Source organism: Ferrovum myxofaciens (genome assembly GCF_000735045.1).
In the GTDB taxonomy this organism is placed as follows: domain Bacteria; phylum Pseudomonadota; class Gammaproteobacteria; order Burkholderiales; family Ferrovaceae; genus Ferrovum; species Ferrovum myxofaciens.
In genome coordinates, this window is record NZ_JPOQ01000074.1 from 1 (window position 1) to 17,144 (window position 17,144).

Annotated in this window: 15 protein-coding genes and 1 pseudogene; 12 read left to right on the plus strand and 4 right to left on the minus strand. The window is 57.1% G+C overall.

The window, feature by feature from the left end; all coding sequences use genetic code 11:
* The 4 genes and pseudogenes from IV91_RS0109020 to IV91_RS15840 form a co-directional block, all read right to left on the minus strand.
* Positions 1–1,230 (minus strand): annotated as a pseudogene (locus IV91_RS0109020) (hypothetical protein); the annotation flags it as partial.
* A gap of 14 nt (positions 1,231–1,244) precedes the next feature.
* Entirely contained in the window at positions 1,245–1,379 is a 135-nt protein-coding gene (locus tag IV91_RS19525) for a hypothetical protein (protein ID WP_267880967.1), read from the minus strand.
* Positions 1,380–1,381: 2 nt separating this feature from the next.
* On the minus strand, positions 1,382–3,247 hold the full coding sequence (feoB, locus tag IV91_RS0109030; protein ID WP_031597757.1) for a ferrous iron transporter B: 1,866 nt from the start codon (positions 3,245–3,247) through the stop codon (positions 1,382–1,384).
* Positions 3,244–3,516, minus strand: coding sequence for a FeoA family protein (locus IV91_RS15840; RefSeq protein WP_035417588.1), 273 nt, complete (start codon positions 3,514–3,516; stop codon positions 3,244–3,246). Before IV91_RS15840 ends, feoB begins: the two co-directional genes overlap by 4 nt.
* Positions 3,517–3,719: 203 nt before the next feature.
* Between IV91_RS15840 and mraZ the strand changes: the two genes are divergently transcribed.
* The 12 genes from mraZ (at position 3,720) to murB (ending at position 17,078) form a co-directional block, all read left to right on the plus strand.
* Entirely contained in the window at positions 3,720–4,166 is a 447-nt protein-coding gene (mraZ, locus tag IV91_RS0109040) for a division/cell wall cluster transcriptional repressor MraZ (RefSeq protein ID WP_031597758.1), read from the plus strand.
* Between the two features lie 5 nt (positions 4,167–4,171).
* The gene (gene rsmH / locus IV91_RS0109045) at positions 4,172–5,116 is read left to right on the plus strand and encodes a 16S rRNA (cytosine(1402)-N(4))-methyltransferase RsmH (protein WP_031597759.1); all 945 of its coding nucleotides are present in this window, start codon (positions 4,172–4,174) and stop codon (positions 5,114–5,116) included.
* Positions 5,113–5,400 carry a cell division protein FtsL gene (ftsL, locus tag IV91_RS0109050; protein WP_031597760.1) on the plus strand — a complete coding sequence of 96 codons (288 nt, stop codon included), beginning with the start codon at positions 5,113–5,115 and terminating at the stop codon, positions 5,398–5,400. Before rsmH ends, ftsL begins: the two co-directional genes overlap by 4 nt.
* A 2-nt stretch (positions 5,401–5,402) precedes the next feature.
* Positions 5,403–7,133, plus strand: a complete 1,731-nt coding sequence (locus tag IV91_RS0109055) for a peptidoglycan D,D-transpeptidase FtsI family protein (RefSeq protein WP_031597761.1) — start codon at positions 5,403–5,405, stop codon at positions 7,131–7,133.
* A gap of 80 nt (positions 7,134–7,213) precedes the next feature.
* A complete protein-coding gene (locus tag IV91_RS0109060) occupies positions 7,214–8,644 on the plus strand; it encodes a UDP-N-acetylmuramoyl-L-alanyl-D-glutamate--2,6-diaminopimelate ligase (RefSeq protein ID WP_160171557.1) in 1,431 nt (476 codons plus the stop codon).
* Positions 8,641–9,987, plus strand: a complete 1,347-nt coding sequence (locus IV91_RS0109065; RefSeq protein ID WP_031597763.1) for a UDP-N-acetylmuramoyl-tripeptide--D-alanyl-D-alanine ligase — start codon at positions 8,641–8,643, stop codon at positions 9,985–9,987. The genes IV91_RS0109060 and IV91_RS0109065 overlap by 4 nt, the downstream gene beginning before the upstream one ends.
* A gap of 22 nt (positions 9,988–10,009) precedes the next feature.
* Entirely contained in the window at positions 10,010–11,095 is a 1,086-nt protein-coding gene (mraY, locus tag IV91_RS0109070; RefSeq protein WP_031597764.1) for a phospho-N-acetylmuramoyl-pentapeptide-transferase, read from the plus strand.
* Between the two features lie 2 nt (positions 11,096–11,097).
* Positions 11,098–12,495 (plus strand): UDP-N-acetylmuramoyl-L-alanine--D-glutamate ligase, encoded by a 1,398-nt coding sequence (gene murD / locus IV91_RS0109075; RefSeq protein WP_084190019.1) that lies wholly within the window; start codon positions 11,098–11,100, stop codon positions 12,493–12,495.
* Complete coding sequence (ftsW, locus tag IV91_RS0109080) at positions 12,492–13,661, plus strand: putative lipid II flippase FtsW (RefSeq protein ID WP_031597766.1); 1,170 nt, start codon at positions 12,492–12,494, stop codon at positions 13,659–13,661. Before murD ends, ftsW begins: the two co-directional genes overlap by 4 nt.
* On the plus strand, positions 13,658–14,764 hold the full coding sequence (gene murG, locus IV91_RS0109085) for an undecaprenyldiphospho-muramoylpentapeptide beta-N-acetylglucosaminyltransferase (RefSeq protein WP_031597767.1): 1,107 nt from the start codon (positions 13,658–13,660) through the stop codon (positions 14,762–14,764). The genes ftsW and murG overlap by 4 nt, the downstream gene beginning before the upstream one ends.
* Positions 14,761–16,173: a UDP-N-acetylmuramate--L-alanine ligase gene (gene murC / locus IV91_RS0109090; protein ID WP_031597768.1), complete on the plus strand. Its 1,413-nt coding sequence runs from the start codon at positions 14,761–14,763 to the stop codon at positions 16,171–16,173. Before murG ends, murC begins: the two co-directional genes overlap by 4 nt.
* On the plus strand, positions 16,170–17,078 hold the full coding sequence (murB, locus tag IV91_RS0109095; RefSeq protein ID WP_031597769.1) for a UDP-N-acetylmuramate dehydrogenase: 909 nt from the start codon (positions 16,170–16,172) through the stop codon (positions 17,076–17,078). The genes murC and murB overlap by 4 nt, the downstream gene beginning before the upstream one ends.
* Positions 17,079–17,144: the final 66 nt, after the last annotated feature.

A 17,144-nucleotide genomic window follows, 5' to 3' on the forward strand; every position in this document is an offset into this window, starting at 1 on the left:
AGGAAACAGAAGACGTGCGCCCAGACAAAGACGCAAAGCCCATCGCTCAGGCCCTTGGCCGCCCCCCTCCCCCAACCGGACCGGTTGCCCCCAACGCCCCCGAACGCCGGATCCGGGCTGTGGCAAACGCCGATAAAGCGCGTCCAGAGCACCGCGTTCCAAGGGATTTCCTGAAGCTCCGCACACTTCAAAGGAGAAAATAGTGGGATGCACATCCCACAGTTCCAGGTCACCGCTCCGCTCCAGCCTTGGCATGGATTCCAGGGCTACGGCGGGCCAACGTCCGACCTGCTGTTCTAATGCCGCCTGAAACCTTGCCAGATATCTGCCCAAACCCTCTTTTGGAACGAGGTGCCAGCGTTTCATTTCCGTCAGCGCCGCAACCCAACGCAACAGGACGCCCACGCCCAAAACCTGTTCCTTCGATTCAAATTCTTTATGACAGGTACGGGAATACAACAACGCCCCCGAAAAAGGAGGCCCTCCGATAAATTTTGACCCCGTGATGGCCACCGGCCAATCCCAGTCCAGATAATCTTTCACCCTCGACCAGGCAACACGTAACTGACAAGCATCCACCAACACGTGAAGTTGCCCAGGATAACGGGCGACCATTTCCCGCGTGCCGTCCACACCTGGAACCACCTGCCCCGTCTTGGTTCCATCCGTCAGTACCAACAAAACTTGTCTGCCGGACTTCAGCCAAGGAATCACCTGGGTCCAGCACAGTTCATCCCGCAGCGCGGCAGGAATCAAGTCCCCGCTCTTTGCGCGCACCGGCAGGGATATGACCTCTGCCGGCGTGCAACCCAAAGCATTCTGAAGCGCTTCGGGAACCCGACTTCCGGTTTCGCTGCCCTGACACAGGATCAGAACGGGGTTTTTCATCTGTCTGAGCAAATGCCGCCCTCCCTCGCCCAATGCCCCACTCCCCGATGAATACAGGTTCGCTCCATAATGAACCGCATCAAGTTCCATGACCTGCAACAATTCCTGAGCCAGGGTTTCTTGGATCTGGCGTCGTTCCGGGTTCTCTGCCACCGTGGGCCACCATTGTCTCAAAACTTGAAAACTTCTCTGGGACAGGGCGGAAGCCGTGGCCGAACCCCACTCCCCTACCTCGTCCTGGGGTAATGGAGGAATCCCGTAAGCATTGACACCAGTGTATGGGTCGAGGTGCAGACGGGGGTCAGCATCCTCAGCCAACAAACAGGCAATGCGCTGGTCCATGCTTCCCCTGTTTTTCAGTGATCGGATTTCGTGGGAGGACTGCAACGCTCGCAGTCCTTTCCCGAGCAATGGGAACTGAAAAAAACACGACGTATGGAGTAAACGATGGCGGCGGCTACGATGGTCAGGGTGATCAGGGTATCCCACATGGTTATGCTCCTGTGAAGGCCAATGCAACATGATAGGTGATAAAAGCCGCTCCATAAGCCAGTCCGAAGAGATAGACGAGCATGAGAGAGGGGATTCGCCAAGAGCCTGTTTCGCGCCGTACCGCGCTCAAGGTGGCGACACATTGGGGGGCATAGACGTACCAGGCCAGTAAGGCCAGTGCAGTGGGTAAACTCCAGGAATGAGCCAGCACGGGCGCGAGCGCCTCGCTGACGCTGTTACCTCCTTCCCCGGAGAGGGAATAGACTGTACCCAGTGCCCCCACCGCCACTTCCCGTGCGACCATTCCTGGAATCAGCGCAATACAGATTTGCCAGTTGAATCCGATGGGGGAAAAAAATACCCCGAGGACCTGGCCGATCATGCCTGCAAAACTGTGGCGGATGGCAGGGCCGACCAGACCCGGGGGAGGGGGAGGGAAAGCGCTTAAAAACCAGATGACGATGGTGATGGGCAAAATGATGGTGCCTGTGCGCATGATGAACAGGGCTCCCCGTTCTACCAGACCCATGACCAGATTGCGCAGATTGGGCAAGCGGTAGGCAGGCAGTTCCATCATCAAGGCCTGGTAACGATGGCGGGCACGTTGTTTCATGATCAGGGCAACGCCCATGGCTGAAATGATTCCGGCACAGTAAAGAATGAACAAAACCACCCCTTGCAGGTTGAATAGACCCAGTACCGGACGATTGGGAATGAAGGCCGAAATCAGCAGTGCATAGACGGGAAGTCGAGCCGAACACGTCATCAGGGGCGCAATCAGGATGGTGGTCAGACGATCCCTTGGGTTCTGAATGGTACGCGTGGCCATGATGCCAGGAATGGCGCAGGCGAAACTTGACAGGAGCGGGATGAAGGAGCGCCCGGACAGGCCGACGGTGCCCATGACGCGGTCCAGCAGGAAAGCCGCCCGAGGCAGATAGCCCGAGTCCTCCAAAGCCAGGATGAAGGCAAACAGGATCAGGATTTGGGGCAGAAACATCAGGACACTGCCGGCGCCATTCAGGACTCCATCGGCCAGAAGGCTACGCAGCAGGCCGGCGGGCAAGATTTGGTGTACCCAGTTCACGGCTATTCCCACCACTCCCTTGATCAGATCCATGGGAATGGTGGCCCAGGTAAAAACCGCCTGAAAAGTCAGGAACAGGACCAGGGCAAGAATGAGCATTCCCCACAAGGGGTGCATGACCACCCGATCGATGCGCTCGTTCCAGTGGTCATCGCGCTTCGACTCATCGCAGGTCGCTGCCAGAATGGTGCGCACGCGCAACTGAATGGACTGTAGTTCCTGAGGAGTCGGATCTTTCCAGGGCACGGTTCTTGCCGGAACGGCGAAGGGCGTATTTTGGTCGATGAAGGCCACCAGACCGGCTGCTCCGCCACTGTCCACTGCGATGGTTTCCACCACAGGCAGATCGAGTTCGCGGGACAAGGCGGGAACATCGATGAGGATACCGTGGCTCCGTGCCAGATCCATCATGTTGAGGGCCAGAACCAGAGGGCGTCCCAGGCGTTTCAGTTCCAGTACCAGACGCAGGTGCAGACGCAGGTTGGTGGCATCTACCACGCAGACCAGCAATTCCGGCGGGGTTTCCTCCTGCAACTGACCCAGGACAGCTCGGCGCGTGATGGATTCATCGAGAGAGGTGGGGGTCAGGCTATAGGTGCCTGGCAAGTCCACGATTTGAATTCGCTTGCCCTGAGGTGAAGTGAGAGAACCTTCCTTGCGTTCCACGGTGACGCCTGCATAGTTGGCCACTTTCTGGTGGCTTCCCGTGAGTCGGTTGAACAGGGCTGTTTTCCCGCAATTGGGAGCCCCAACCAGCGCAGCAACCGTGGAATGACTCATGCGTCGTCCCGAATGACCTTGATCGCTGCCGCTTCGGTTCGGCGCAAGGCGAATGTGGAATTTCCCACCCGTACGGCAATGGGGTCCCCGCTGGGGAAACCGCGCCGGATCACACGCAGATGCTCTCCAGGAATGAAGCCCAGTTCCACGAGGCGACGCACGCCCTCCTCGCCCAGACGGACATCTGCTCCCTCGTCCAGGCTGACCTGGGTAATGGTGCCGGATTCTCCAGGAGCCATATGGGTGACGCGAAAGATTCGGTTTTTCATGAATGCATAAACCCCCTATGGAGAGATTTTAAACGAGAATGCTTCCTATTTGCAAGTTCAGAGTCTGCCCTATAAAAAATGGTTCCCATCCTTCGGTTTTTTGAGGGGTTTCTCCCTTGACCCGCATCATTGCTTAGCCTATAGTGGCGAAAAGTAGGAATTAATGGGAATTTGTGGGGGGAACTTTTCCGGTTGGGGGGTATGTGTTCCAAGGGCCATCAGAAATCAGCCTGGATTCCAAAGGACGGCTAGCGATTCCCACGCGCTACCGCGAGATTCTTCGCGCCCAATCGGAAGGGCAGTTGGTGATTACAGCTCATCCTCATCGTTGCCTTCTCCTCTATCCTCGTCCCGCCTGGGAACCCATTCGGGATGCCATCATGAAAACTTCCGGTTTGGATCGTCAAACCACTTTGCTTCAGGGATTATTGGTGGGGCATGCCGACGATGTGGAAATGGACAGTGCCGGACGGGTATTGGTGTCGGCGGCCTTGCGTCGTTTTTCCCGCATAGAGCGAGAGGTAATGATGTTCGGACAGGGCAGTCACTTCAAATTGTGGGCACCGGCTGCCTGGGAAGAACAGTTTGCCGAAATCGAGCGTCTGGGGGCTGGCTTGGTGCCCGCCGGCCTGGAATCCCTTTCTTTCTGATCCTCATGGCCCAGTCATTCCATTCCGATATCCATCACAGTGTCCTGCTCCAGGAAGCGGTGCAGGCACTTGATCTGCGTCCGGAGGGTATTTATGTGGATGGTACCTTTGGGCGCGGAGGGCATAGTCAGCGCATTTTGCAGGAAATGGCTCCCACCGGCCAGATCGTGGCCCTGGATCGGGATCCGGCTGCCATCGCCGCAGGCCGACAAGCACTGCAGGATCCGCGCATGATTTTGCGTCAAGCGCGCTTCTCTCAACTGGAAGAGGTCCTTCTCTCTTTGGGGATCACGGGGGTGGACGGGATCCTTCTGGATCTGGGTGTCTCTTCACCCCAACTGGATCAAGCTGAACGTGGATTCAGTTTCCGTCAGGAAGGTCCCCTCGATATGCGGATGGATCCGGGTGAAGGGATGACGGCTGCGACCTGGCTCAATCAGGTGGATGAAAAAGAACTGGCCGAGGTCATTCACAAACTGGGTGAAGAGCGTTTCGCCCGCCAGGTGGCCCGTGCCATCATTCAGGCCCGTGCCCAGCGACCACTGGAAACCACCCGTCAACTGGCTCAAATCGTGGCCACCGCCGTGCGCACGCGGGAAGTGGGGCAGGATCCGGCAACCCGAACATTTCAGGCGATTCGTCTGCACATCAACCGCGAACTGGATGAATTGGCGGCGGTGCTTCCTCAGGCGCTGCGTGTATTGAAGAGCGGAGGGCGCCTGGTTATCATCAGTTTCCACTCCCTCGAAGACCGGTTGGTTAAACATTGTTTTCAGGCCCATTCTCGTCCACCAGAAATTCCTCGGGGCATGGCCGTGCGCGAATCCGATCGGCCTGCACCGCTTTTGCGTTTGGTGGGGCGGGCTCAACGTGCCGGTCGTGCCGAGGTGGTTCGTAACCCCCGTAGCCGGAGTGCCATTCTGCGCGTTGCGGAAAGGACGGGCGCATGACACGACGCGATGTACTGCTCTTTCTGTTGGTTATGGTCCTGGCTCTGGGTGTGATTCAAAGCCAGCAAGAGACCCGCCGCCGGTATATCGATTTGCAACAGGAAAAGGACCGTCAGGTGCAGTTACAAACCGAGGACGATCAGTTGCAGATCGAGGAGGGCACACTTTCTGCCAGTCACCGCATTGAAGCCCATGCCCTGCATGAACTCGGCATGCAATTGCCTACCCCCGCCCAGAAACATTTGCTGGTGGTGGCTCCACTGGCCCGAGGTGAGACGCGGTGAAAATGCGTAAGGGGATTCCCAAGGTCGGGAAACTGGAAATTCGACTGGAACGCTGGCGTTCATTCCTGATCCAGGGGCTATTGTTGAGCGGTTTTCTGGTGCTGGGCGTGCGTGCCTTCTGGTTGCAGGGGATACATGCAAATTTTCTGCAACAGAAAGGTGAAGAGCGCTACAGTCGGGTTCTGCCGATTCCTGCCAGTCGGGGCATCATTCGTGACCGCAATGGACAGGCTCTGGCCATCAGTATTCCCGCCGTATCGGTTTGGGCCAATCGAGAAGATCTTGAGATCGATGGGGCCCAACGCATCGCACTGGCCCACCTTCTGAACGAAAATCCTGTGGAAATTGCGCGCCGTTTGAAAGGTGAGGATGGGGTCGTGTACCTGAAACGGCAATTGCCGCTGGATGAGGCCCAGCGCGTGATGGATCTAAAGATCCCCGGAATCTATCTGCAGCATGGTTTTCATCGAGCCTATCCAAAATCCAGTGAAATGGCGCATCTCGTGGGCTTTACAGATGCGGATGACAAGGGTCAGGAAGGGGTGGAACTGACTTATCAGGCGCAACTCCAGGGATTGGCGGGCGCCCGTCGGGTGATTCGGGACCGGGCCGGGCATGTGATTGAAGATGTGGAAAACATTCGCTCGCCCCGTCAGGGACAAGATGTCTTGTTGAGCGTGGATGCGCGCATCCAGCACCTGGCCGCACGCGAACTTCATCGGGCTATTGAATCCAGTCACGCCAAGGCCGGGGCCATCGTGGTGCTGGACAGCCGTACCGGCGAGGTGCTGGCACTGGTCAACAGCCCTGACTATGATCCCAATCAACGGGGTGGCTTGTCAGGAACGGAATTACGCAACCGCGCCATTACAGATACCTATGAACCGGGTTCGACCATTAAACCTTTTACCATTGCAACCGCCTTGGAAGTCGGAAAAATTCGACCCGATACGGTGATTTCAACCCACGGAGGGGTGTTGGCCATTGGCAATCATCTGATTCATGATGATCATGTGGCCGAATCCTATACCGTCTCTGAAGTGATCGAACATTCCAGCAATGTGGGCGCCGCACGGATTGCCCTGGATTTGCCTCCGGTAAAGATGTGGGATCTCTTCACGGATGTGGGATTTGGCCAGAAACCTCGACTGGGCTTCCCCGGAGAGGCCGGGGGGCGGCTGCGTCCCTATCAGAACTGGAAGCCCATCGAACAGGCAACGATGGCCTTTGGCAATGGCATGAGCGTGAGTTTGGTACAGATGGCGCGGGCATATACCGTATTTCCCAATGATGGAATCTTGCGCCCTCTGTCCTTGATCAAGGTGAGTGCCCTTCCTCCAGGACGTCCGGTATTGTCTGTGCGCACGGCACGGGAAGTCACGGCCATGCTTGAAACCGTGGTGAGCGCAGAAGGAACGGCTCCTGAGGCACGGGTCGCAGGCTACCGGGTGGCGGGTAAGACAGGCACCGCCCATAAGGTCGTGGGGGGGCGGTATGTGAACAAGTATGTGGCGTCTTTCATCGGTTTTGCTCCGGTTTCCGCACCGCGCATCGTGGTGGCCGTCATGATCGATGAACCCGCGGGGAGTCGTTACTATGGGGGACAGGTGGCGGCTCCGGTATTTTCTGCACTGACCGGCGAAATCATGCAACTTCTGGACATTCCCCCCGATGCGCCAGAGCCCCCCACCATAGCCGGTTCTCCCGCTGTAACCGGGGGCCACCATACATGATCCTCCCTAAAGAAACTGTGCAAACAACGGGCCTGGACGGGAAGAATTTCGCCAGGCCCGAACCTATTTGGGTTGAGGGAATGCGTTGCCTGGACCTCTGTTCGGACAGTCGGCAGGTCCGCTCCGGAGGGACTTTTGTGGCGTATCCCGGAGAAGTCCGGGACGGGCGACGTTACATTCCGGAGGCCCTTGCGCGCGGCGCAGCCAATGTGCTGTGGGAAAGCGACTGTTTTGAATGGGATGAGGGATGGTCTGTCCCCCATCGGTCTGTATCGGGACTGCGGGGCAGGATCAGCACTCTGGCAGGACAACAATGGGGACACCCTTCCCGAGCGCTGCGGGTCATCGGGGTGACGGGGACCAATGGAAAAACCACCTGTAGTCACTGGTTGGCGCAACTACTGGAATGGCAGGGATATTCCAGCGCGGTAATCGGCACCTTGGGAAATGGTTTTCCAGGAAAACTGATGCCCACGACTCACACGACTCCCGACCCTATTCAGTTGCAAGAGTGGTTGGCACGAGTACGGGGCCAGGGTGCGCAACATTGCGTCATGGAAGTGTCGTCTCATGCGCTGGCGCAGGAGCGCGTGGCTGGAGTCACCTTCCGCGGAGCAATTTTTACCAATTTGACTCGGGATCATCTGGATTACCATGGGACGTTGGAGGCTTATGGGGAAGCCAAAGCACGCCTTTTTCGTGCATTTGATCTCAACTATGCCTTGCTCAACCTGGACGATCCGTTTGCGAAAATACTTTACGCGCAAGGGGGGGCTACGGACAGGGTGATCGGTTATACGCGCGGAACGGCACGAATAAATCTGGCGATCGAACAATTGGTGGCCAGTTCCGTCCATTGGACCCTTCAGGGAGTGAGTTTTGAACTTTCCAGTCCCTGGGGAAAAGCGCACATCGAGGCCCCCATTCTTGGGGACTATAACCTGTCCAATTTGCTCGCCGTATTGGGCGCGGCCTTGCTGGAAGGGATTCCTCTGGCGGCTTTGGTAGAATCCACTCCGCATCTGGTGGCTCCAGCAGGACGCATGCAAGGTTTTGGGGGGGGGGATCATCCGTGGGTGGTGGTGGATTATGCCCATACTCCCGACGCGCTGAGTCAAACACTGGAAACCTTGCGCAGTCGAGTGGCGCGGGGTGGAAAGTTATGGGTGGTATTCGGTTGCGGGGGTGAACGGGATGAGGGTAAACGACCGTTGATGGGACGGGTGGCAGAACAGGGGGCAGAACGTGTGGTTCTGACCAGCGACAATCCGCGCGATGAAGATCCCCGGCACATTCTTCAGCAGATCAAAAAAGGGATGGAGGCTCCTGCTTTTCTCATTGAGGAAGACCGGGCCAAAGCCATTCAGAGTACGTTGAGCGCAGCCCGTTCGGGGGATGTCGTGTTGATCGCGGGGAAGGGGCATGAAACGGTACAGATTTTGGCACAGGGCGAAGCGAAGCCCTTCAGTGATGTGGAAATCGTACAGGCATGGCTTGGAGATCATTCATGAACTGGACGTGGCACGAAGTGGTTCATCTTCTGGGGGGGGTACCCAAGGGCAGTAATCCGGAATTGTTGCGGATCACTACCGACAGTCGGGACTGTGGGCCAGGAGATCTGTTCATCGCCATCAAGGGTGAGTTTTTTGATGGGCACGATTTTTTGGGAGAAGTGAGAACTCGGGGTGTGGCTGGGGCCATTATCGAACGGGATGTGCCTGCAGTACAGGATTGGGACTGCTGCTGGCAGACGGATTCGACGCGCGTGGCATTGGCCCAACTGGCGCGTGCTCGGCGTCGCCAGGTTGATCCGCGTGTGGTGGCAGTGACAGGAAGTAACGGCAAAACCACCGTCAAGGAAATGGTGGCGGCCATTCTCCGTGCTTCTGACCCCGCTGGCGCACAGACAGTGTGGGCAACCCCGGGTAATTTCAATAATGACATCGGGTTGCCGTTGACTTTATTGGCCCTGCGTCCTGAACACCGCTGGGCCGTCATTGAAATGGGGATGAATCATGCCGGTGAAATAGCCCGGTTGACCCGGATCGCCGAACCGGAGGTGGCGGTGGTCACCAATATACAGCGTGCTCATCTGGGCCATTTGGGTTCATTGGCAGAGATCGCGCGGGCCAAGGGAGAAATATTTGAAGGGTTGGGTGTCACAGGAGTGGCCGTTCTTCCGGAAAACGGACCTTATGGCACAGTGCTGCGAAGTGCAGCGGCCCCCCACGAAATGTTGACCTTTGGCTTTGAAGAGAAGGCGAGCGTGCGCGGCGAATCTGAGCGTGGATTGCTGCACATTCGTGGGTCAGCGGAATCCGTGACGGTACGTTTGCAAGTTCCTGGGCGACATAACCAGGAAAATGCCTTGGCGGCCACGGCGGTTGCCTTGGCGCTGGGGGTGAACATGGGGGCTGTGCAGCGAGGTCTGGAAAATTTTGCCGGCATGCCGGGGCGGTTGCAAAGCCGTTTTTCTTCCTTGGGTGCCCTCATTCTGGATGATACCTATAATGCCAACCCGGATTCGGTGCAAGCAGCTTTGGAAGTTTTGGCCCAGCGTCCGGGACGGCGGATTTTTGTGCTGGGGGATCTGGGTGAATTGGGCCCCGAGGGACCCGCGCTCCACGCCGAAGTAGGGCAATTGGCGCGTACTTTGGGGATCGATGAATTCTATACCCTGGGGAATCTGGCGCGGGAAGCCAGTTTGGCCTTTGGCCCCTCGGCCCGGCACGAAACCGAAACCCGGCACCTGATCCAGGTGCTTCGTCCTCAGCTGAATGCGGACACAGTGGTATTGGTCAAGGGATCGCGTTTCATGGGCATGGAAGCGGTGGTGGAGGGATTGATTCAATGAACATTTATCAGGAAAAGGACTCATGTTATTGGCATTGACCCACTGGTTGGCAGCCGGCGTGAGAGGGTTTCACGTATTCGAGTACCTGACACTCAGGGCAGTGCTGGCGACACTGACTTCCCTGGGGATATCCTTTCTGTTTGGACCCGCCATGATTCGTCAGTTGACGGCATACAAGATTGGACAGGCGGTGCGCAATGATGGGCCTCAGACCCATCTGGTCAAAAGCGGCACGCCGACCATGGGCGGCGCTTTGATTCTGGTGGCGATCTCTGTGACGACGGTACTCTGGGCAGATTTGACCAATCGTTACATCTGGTTGGTATTATTGACTTTACTGGGCTATGGAGCCGTGGGTTGGGTGGATGATTACCGCAAGGTGGTTCATCGAAACCCCAAAGGACTGTCTGCCAAAACCAAGTATTTCTGGCAGTCCCTTATTGCAGTGGTGGTTTCGGTTGCCTTGCTGAAAATGGCGACCACGCCCGCAGAGACACAACTCATCGTGCCCTTTTTCAAGACGGTGGCTTTGCCTCTGGGTGGGGCGGGGTTCGTGATCCTGACGTATTTTGTCATTGTGGGTACCAGCAATGCGGTCAATCTGACCGATGGTCTGGATGGTTTGGCCATACTTCCCACCGCCATGATTTCAGGGGCTTTGGCTATATTTGCCTACGTGGCCGGGAACAAAGTGTTTGCGGGTTACTTGGGCTTTCCCAGTATTCCGGGGGCAGGCGAATTGGTGATCTTCTGTGCTGCGATGACGGGAGCGGGACTGGGTTTTCTCTGGTTCAACGCCTATCCGGCCGAGGTTTTCATGGGGGATGTGGGTGCTCTGGCCCTGGGAGGGGCCCTGGGGTTGGTGGCGGTGATCGTACGACAGGAAATCGTGTTGTTCGTGATGGGTGGTGTGTTCGTATTGGAAACTCTATCGGTGGTATTGCAGGTGGTATCCTTCAAATTGACGGGTACCCGTATTTTTCGTATGGCCCCCATCCATCATCATTTTGAACTGAAAGGCTGGAAGGAAAACCAGGTGGTGGTGCGTTTTTGGATCATTACCACCGTATTGGTTCTGGCTGGCCTTTCTACCCTCAAGATTCGCTGATCATGATGAAACCCTTTTACCCTTCTTTGATGCCTGCGGGACACCGGGTCCTGGTCCTGGGGTTGGGCGACACAGGTTGGGCCGCTGTGCGCTGGTTGGTACAGCAAGGATATGACGTACGCGTGGCGGATACGCGCATCCAGCCTCCCCATCGGCAGGTATTGGAAGAAACCTATCCGACCGTGGAGTTTATTGGCGGTCCCTGGCAGGACAGTTTGTTTCAGACGATGGATTGGGTGGTTATCAGCCCGGGAGTCGCGCTGGGTGATCCCCTGATTCATGGATGGCATGCGCGTGGGATGTCTTTTCTGGGTGATGTGGAGGTGGCCGCCCGGGTGTTGGCGCGACATCCCCAGCGCCCCAAAATTCTGGCGGTTACAGGGTCCAACGGGAAAAGTACGGTGGTCTCCTTGTTAGGCGATATGGCTCGAACCCAGGGCTTGCGTACCATCGTGGCAGGGAATATTGGCGTTCCCTTGCTGGAGGTCCTGATGACCTCGCCCTGGCCCGAAGTGTTGGTGCTGGAATTGTCCAGTTTCCAATTGGAAACCCTCGTTTCCCTGGCTCCGGACAGTGCCGTGGTCCTGAATGTAAGTGAGGATCACATGGATCGTTATCCGGACATGGCAACCTACGCTGCGATGAAAGCACGTATTTATCAGGGGTGTGAAAGCCCGCTGGGAAATCGTGAAGATCCCTGGGTGCAAGCCATGGTTTCAGCGGAGGCAATTACTTTTGGTCTGGATGCCCCCGTCAATACAGGGGATTGGGGGGTTATCCTGCAAAACGGGGAGCGCTGGCTGGTACAGGGGAATCATCGGGTTCTGCGGCGTACCGAAGTGCCCCTGTGGGGGGAACATAATGTGGCCAATGTATTGGCGGCGTTGGCCATGGGGCAGGTCTTGGGCTGGGCGGTACCGGCCATGCTCACTGCCGTCAGGGAATTTCGGGGGTTGCCCCATCGAGTGGAATGGGTTGCCGAGGTGGCGGGGGTGCGTTTCTTTGATGATTCGAAAGGCACCAATGTGGGGGCTACCGTGGCTGCCTTGAAGGGCGTGGATGCGCCAGTGGTATTGATTGCAGGCGGAGATGGCAAGGGCCAGGATTTCTCTCCTCTCCGTCCGGCAGTGGCGACTCATGCCCGGGCGGTGGTTTTGATTGGACGGGATGGCATGAGGATTGATGAAGTGCTCGAAGGACTGGCCGTTCCTCGTATCTTTGCGGCAGATATGCAGGATGCCGTGCAGCGGGCCTTTGCCCTGGCACGGCCGGGAGAGAGCGTCTTGATGTCTCCGGCCTGTGCGAGTTTTGATATGTTTCGCAACTACCTCCATCGTGCGGAAGTTTTTTGTGCGGCAGTGCATGCTCTGGCTCAAAGCGGGGAGGAAAAACGGTTATGAAACGTTTTAATTTCCCCCTCGGGATCGCGGAACAGTCCGAGTTTGATCTGCCCCTCCTGTGGGCCATCATGACCTTGCTGGCATTCGGGTTGGTCATGGTGTATTCCGCCTCCATTGCCAGTGCGGAAGCCGATCGCCATCTGGGGTTTCGCTCCACATATTTTTTTGTTCGTCAGCTCTTCTATGTAGGCATCGCCCTTCTGGCGGGATGGGCTGCATTTCAGGTACCTCTGGAACGCTGGAAACAATATGCACTCCCGCTTTTCGGGGTGGGAGCACTGGGGTTGTTGCTCGTGCTGGTTCCTGGCGTAGGCAAGGAAGTCAATGGCAGTCGACGCTGGTTGTCCTTTCTGGGATTTAATGTTCAACCATCCGAATTCATGAAGTTTTTCGTACTTGTTTATGCGGCAGATTATACGGCTCGCAAGGCCGCAGTCATGCATGACCTCAAGAAAGTGTTTTTGCCCATGTTGATCGTGATGTTTCTGGTGGGGTTACTCCTGCTCAAGGAGCCCGATTTTGGAGCCTTCGTGGTGATGATCGGGATTGCTGGCGCGATACTCTTTCTGGGGGGGTTTGACGGAAAATGGTTTGTATTTCTCATGGTTCTTTTGGCCATTTCTTTTGCTTTACTGATCGTTCTCTCTCCTTATCGTTTCAATCGGCTGATCTGGTTTTGGAATCCCTGGGCAGATCCTTTTGGCAAGGGTTATCAGTTGACGCACGCGTTGATCGCCTTTGGGCACGGGGGGTTATGGGGGTTGGGGTTGGGCGCCAGTGTAGAAAAACAACTCTATCTGCCCGAGGCGCATACCGATTTCCTGATGGCAGTGATCGCTGAGGAACTGGGGTTTCTGGGGGTGCTGGTGACTTTGGGCTTGTTTTCTTTCCTGATCGCGCGGGCTTTTGTCATCGGCCGTCGTGCGGCTTCCATGGAACGTTATTTTGAAGCCTTGCTGGCGCAAGGTGTGGGGGTATGGTTTGCCCTGCAAAGTTTGGTCAATATGGGCGTCAATATGGGGCTACTGCCCACCAAGGGTTTGACCTTGCCTCTGCTCAGTTATGGGGGCAGCGGAATCATGGCCAATGTGGTGACGCTGGCAGTGCTTTTACGCATCGACCATGAGACTCGTCAAAAAATGATGCGACGCGGAGGTTCGCGATGAGTCGTTGCGCCTTGATCATGGCGGGGGGTACCGGGGGTCATGTTTTCCCAGCCCTGGCTCTGGCAGAACAGTTGCGGACCCAGGGGTGGCGCGTGGTCTGGCTTGGTACGGCACAGGGGATGGAAGTGCAGTGGGTCGGCGCATGCCACTTCCCCTTGGAAACCGTTGCGATGGGCGGGGTGCGGGGCAAGGGATGGGGACGACGCCTATGGACTCCTTTTATGGTGACGCGGGCTGTTTTGCAAAGCATGGGGGTTATCCTGCGTCAACGTCCCCATGTGGTGGTTGGATTCGGTGGCTATGTGGCCTTGCCGGGAGGGCTGGCGACAGTATTGCTGCGTCTGCCCCTGCTCATTCACGAACAGAATGCGGTGGCAGGTTTGACCAATCGCATCCTGGGGCGCTTGGCCCAAAAGGTTTTCGAAGGATTTCCCGGAGCCTTCCGGCAGCCATCGGCTCATCCTCTGACGCCTTGGTTGGGTTATCCCAAGGTTGTGGAAACAGTGGGCAACCCGGTGCGGCGCAGGATCATCGATTTACCCGAACCCCGTCTGCGTTTTGCTTCACGCCAGGGTAATCTGCGGCTGCTGGTGCTGGGCGGCAGTCAGGGAGCCCAGGCCCTGAACCAGTGGATTCCCCGTGCACTGGCTTTGATTCCTCAGGCAGTACGTCCCATGGTGGTACATCAGGGCGGAGCGCACCATCAGGCCGAATTGGAAGCCAATTACCGGGAAATGGGTGTGCAGGGAGATTTGCGTCCCTTCATCGAGGATATGGCAGCGGCCTACGCCGAGTGTGATTTGGTGATTTGTCGGGCGGGTGCCCTGACCTTGGCCGAGTTGACAGCTGCCGGCGTGGGGAGCGTGTTAGTGCCCTATCCGGCGGCAGTGGATGATCATCAGACAGTCAATGCACGTTTTCTGGAAAGTGCAGGAGCTGCCCGTCTGTGGCCCCAAAGCCAATTGGAGAACGCTGACCTGGCACAGTGGTTACAGGGCCAGACCCGCCTCCTGTTGCTGGGCATGGCAGAGGCAGCTCGTTGCCTCTTTCAGGGAGCGGCGGTGGCGCGTTTGAGCCAGGCCTGTGAGGAGATGGCCGAATGAGGCACCGAATTCAACACGTGCATTTTGTAGGAATTGGTGGCGCAGGCATGAGTGGCATTGCCGAAGTATTGCTCAATCTGGGGTATGAAGTGACGGGGAGCGATGCCCTCCAGAACCCGGCCACTCGTCGCCTCGCCGGATTGGGCGCACGGGTATGGTTGGGACATGATGCGGGACACATCGAGGGGGCGGATGTGGTGGTTACTTCCACCGCCGTCCTGCCGGACAATCCGGAATTGAAGGCGGCGCGGACGGCTCAGATTCCCGTGGTGCCGCGTGCGCTCATGCTTGCCGAACTGATGCGCTTGCGCAAAGGGATCGCAGTGGCCGGGACCCATGGCAAAACCACCACCACCAGTCTGGTGGCCAGTGTGTTGTCCGAAGCAGGGCTGGATCCTACCTTTGTGATTGGAGGAAAGTTGAACAGTTCTGGTACTCATGCGGCATTGGGAACCGGTGAGTTCATGGTGGTGGAAGCCGATGAATCCGATGGATCTTTTCTTCTGTTGCAACCGGTCATGGCGGTGGTTACCAATATTGATCAGGACCACATGGAAACCTATCACCATGATTTTGATCAGTTGCAGGCGGCCTTCCTGAAGTTCCTCGAACATTTGCCCTTTTATGGGTTGGCTGTGCTCTGTTTGGAGGATCCTGTGGTACGCGCTTTGGTGGGTCGGGTGGGTAGGCCGGTACGGACTTATGGATTTGGTGCGGAAGCCCAGATCCGAGCCGTGGATGTGCGCGCCGAGGCAGGAGGAATGCGTTTTGGAGTGGAACTGCGCCTGGCTCGGGACGGTACTCTGGAACGTCGTCTGGAGGTGACTCTGGCTTTGCCGGGGCGACACAATGTCCTGAATGCCCTGGCTGCCATTGCGGTGGCCATTGAAGTGAATGCGGCCTATCCGGCCATTGTGCGCGCCCTTGCTTCTTTCAAGGGGGTGGGGCGGCGTTTTCAACGCTATGGAGATCTGCCCCTACCGCAGGGAGGCATCATTACGCTGGTGGATGACTATGGGCATCATCCGGCAGAAATGGCTGCTACTTTGGAAGCGGCACGGGGAGCCTTTCCGGGGCGACGTCTGGTATTGGCCTTCCAGCCTCACCGTTATACCCGTACCCGCGATCGCTTTGCAGAATTTGTGAAAGTGCTGGGGGAAGTCGAGCAGGTTGTTCTGGCTCCAGTTTATGGAGCGGGCGAAACGCCCATTCCGGGAATGGATTCTTCGGCTTTGGCACAGGCTCTGGCGCAGAAGGGCGTTGTGGTGGCCGCAGGGATGGACGTCATGGGGGATCGGGTGCTTGAGCAGGTATGTGCCGGAGATGTGGTGATTACCATGGGAGCGGGAAATATCAGTCAACTCCCCGGACAGTTATGTGAACGACTGGGGGAAGGAATGCACACATGATGCCGGCACATCAGGGGGATTCAGGTGAATTGCGGCGGAATGAACCCATGAGCCAACACGTCAGTTGGCGGGCCGGAGGGAGGGCCCGTCAATTCTATCGTCCCCGTCACCGGGAGGATTTTCTGGAATTTTTGCATGCCCGACCAGCGCAGGAAACCCTGTTTTTGCTTGGGTTGGGCAGTAATCTGCTGGTGCGAGAAGGGGGAATCGATGCGACCGTGGTCCAAATGCATGGTGCGTTGAAAGAAGTGAAGTGGGAAGAAGGGTGCCTGAGGATAGAAGCCGGTGTTCCTGCCCCCAAGGTGGCTCGTCTCGCGGCCCGCGCTGGTTGCTCGGGCGCGGAGTTTTTGGCGGGGATACCGGGCACCATGGGGGGGGTTTTGGCCATGAATGCAGGATGTTATGGGGCAGAGATCTGGAACTTCGTGTGTCAGGTGGAAACCGTGGATCGACTGGGTGTGCTGCGCTGGCGAACCCCCGGTGATTATGACATTGGTTATCGTTCCGTGCGTCTCCGGGAGGAATGCCGGTTAGGCCCGGAAGAATGGTTTTTGTCCGTGTTGCTGCATTTTCCGGAAGGGGATGCTGAAACGGCCAGGACACGCATCCGTTCTTTGCTGGCGCAGCGGGTGGCTGACCAACCCCTGGAGTTTCCCAATGCCGGCTCGGTATTCCGTAATCCGGCAGGGGGTTACGCAGCGCGTCTCATCGAAGGTTGTGGTCTCAAGGGAAAACGTATCGGAGGAGCTGAAGTATCCCTGAAACATGCCAATTTCATTGTCAACCGGGGGCAGGCTACGGCAACGGATATAGAAATACTGATTGCGGAGATTCAATCCCGGATTCTGGCGGAAAAGGGGGTATGCCTGCATCCGGAAGTGCGCATCGTGGGAGAAAGGGCATGAATCAAAAAACGAGGAGATCGAGGTGGCCGTAAGCGGTATTTCCTGGGACAAGAACTCAGGGACAAA

Bases quoted from the DNA above. Each gene is read 5' to 3' on its own strand.
- murB (WP_031597769.1), top strand. From the start codon at position 16,170: ATGATGCCGGCACATCAGGGGGATTCAGGTGAATTGCGGCGGAATGAA.
- IV91_RS15840 (WP_035417588.1), bottom strand. From the start codon at position 3,516: ATGAAAAACCGAATCTTTCGCGTCACCCATATGGCTCCTGGAGAATCC.
- mraY (WP_031597764.1), top strand. From the start codon at position 10,010: ATGTTATTGGCATTGACCCACTGGTTGGCAGCCGGCGTGAGAGGGTTT.
- ftsW (WP_031597766.1), top strand. From the start codon at position 12,492: ATGAAACGTTTTAATTTCCCCCTCGGGATCGCGGAACAGTCCGAGTTT.
- IV91_RS19525 (WP_267880967.1), bottom strand. From the start codon at position 1,379: ATGTGGGATACCCTGATCACCCTGACCATCGTAGCCGCCGCCATCGTT.
- murC (WP_031597768.1), top strand. From the start codon at position 14,761: ATGAGGCACCGAATTCAACACGTGCATTTTGTAGGAATTGGTGGCGCA.
- IV91_RS0109060 (WP_160171557.1), top strand. From the start codon at position 7,214: ATGCGTTGCCTGGACCTCTGTTCGGACAGTCGGCAGGTCCGCTCCGGA.
- murG (WP_031597767.1), top strand. From the start codon at position 13,658: ATGAGTCGTTGCGCCTTGATCATGGCGGGGGGTACCGGGGGTCATGTT.
- feoB (WP_031597757.1), bottom strand. From the start codon at position 3,247: ATGAGTCATTCCACGGTTGCTGCGCTGGTTGGGGCTCCCAATTGCGGG.
- IV91_RS0109065 (WP_031597763.1), top strand. From the start codon at position 8,641: ATGAACTGGACGTGGCACGAAGTGGTTCATCTTCTGGGGGGGGTACCC.
- ftsL (WP_031597760.1), top strand. From the start codon at position 5,113: ATGACACGACGCGATGTACTGCTCTTTCTGTTGGTTATGGTCCTGGCT.
- rsmH (WP_031597759.1), top strand. From the start codon at position 4,172: ATGGCCCAGTCATTCCATTCCGATATCCATCACAGTGTCCTGCTCCAG.
- murD (WP_084190019.1), top strand. From the start codon at position 11,098: ATGATGAAACCCTTTTACCCTTCTTTGATGCCTGCGGGACACCGGGTC.
- IV91_RS0109055 (WP_031597761.1), top strand. From the start codon at position 5,403: ATGCGTAAGGGGATTCCCAAGGTCGGGAAACTGGAAATTCGACTGGAA.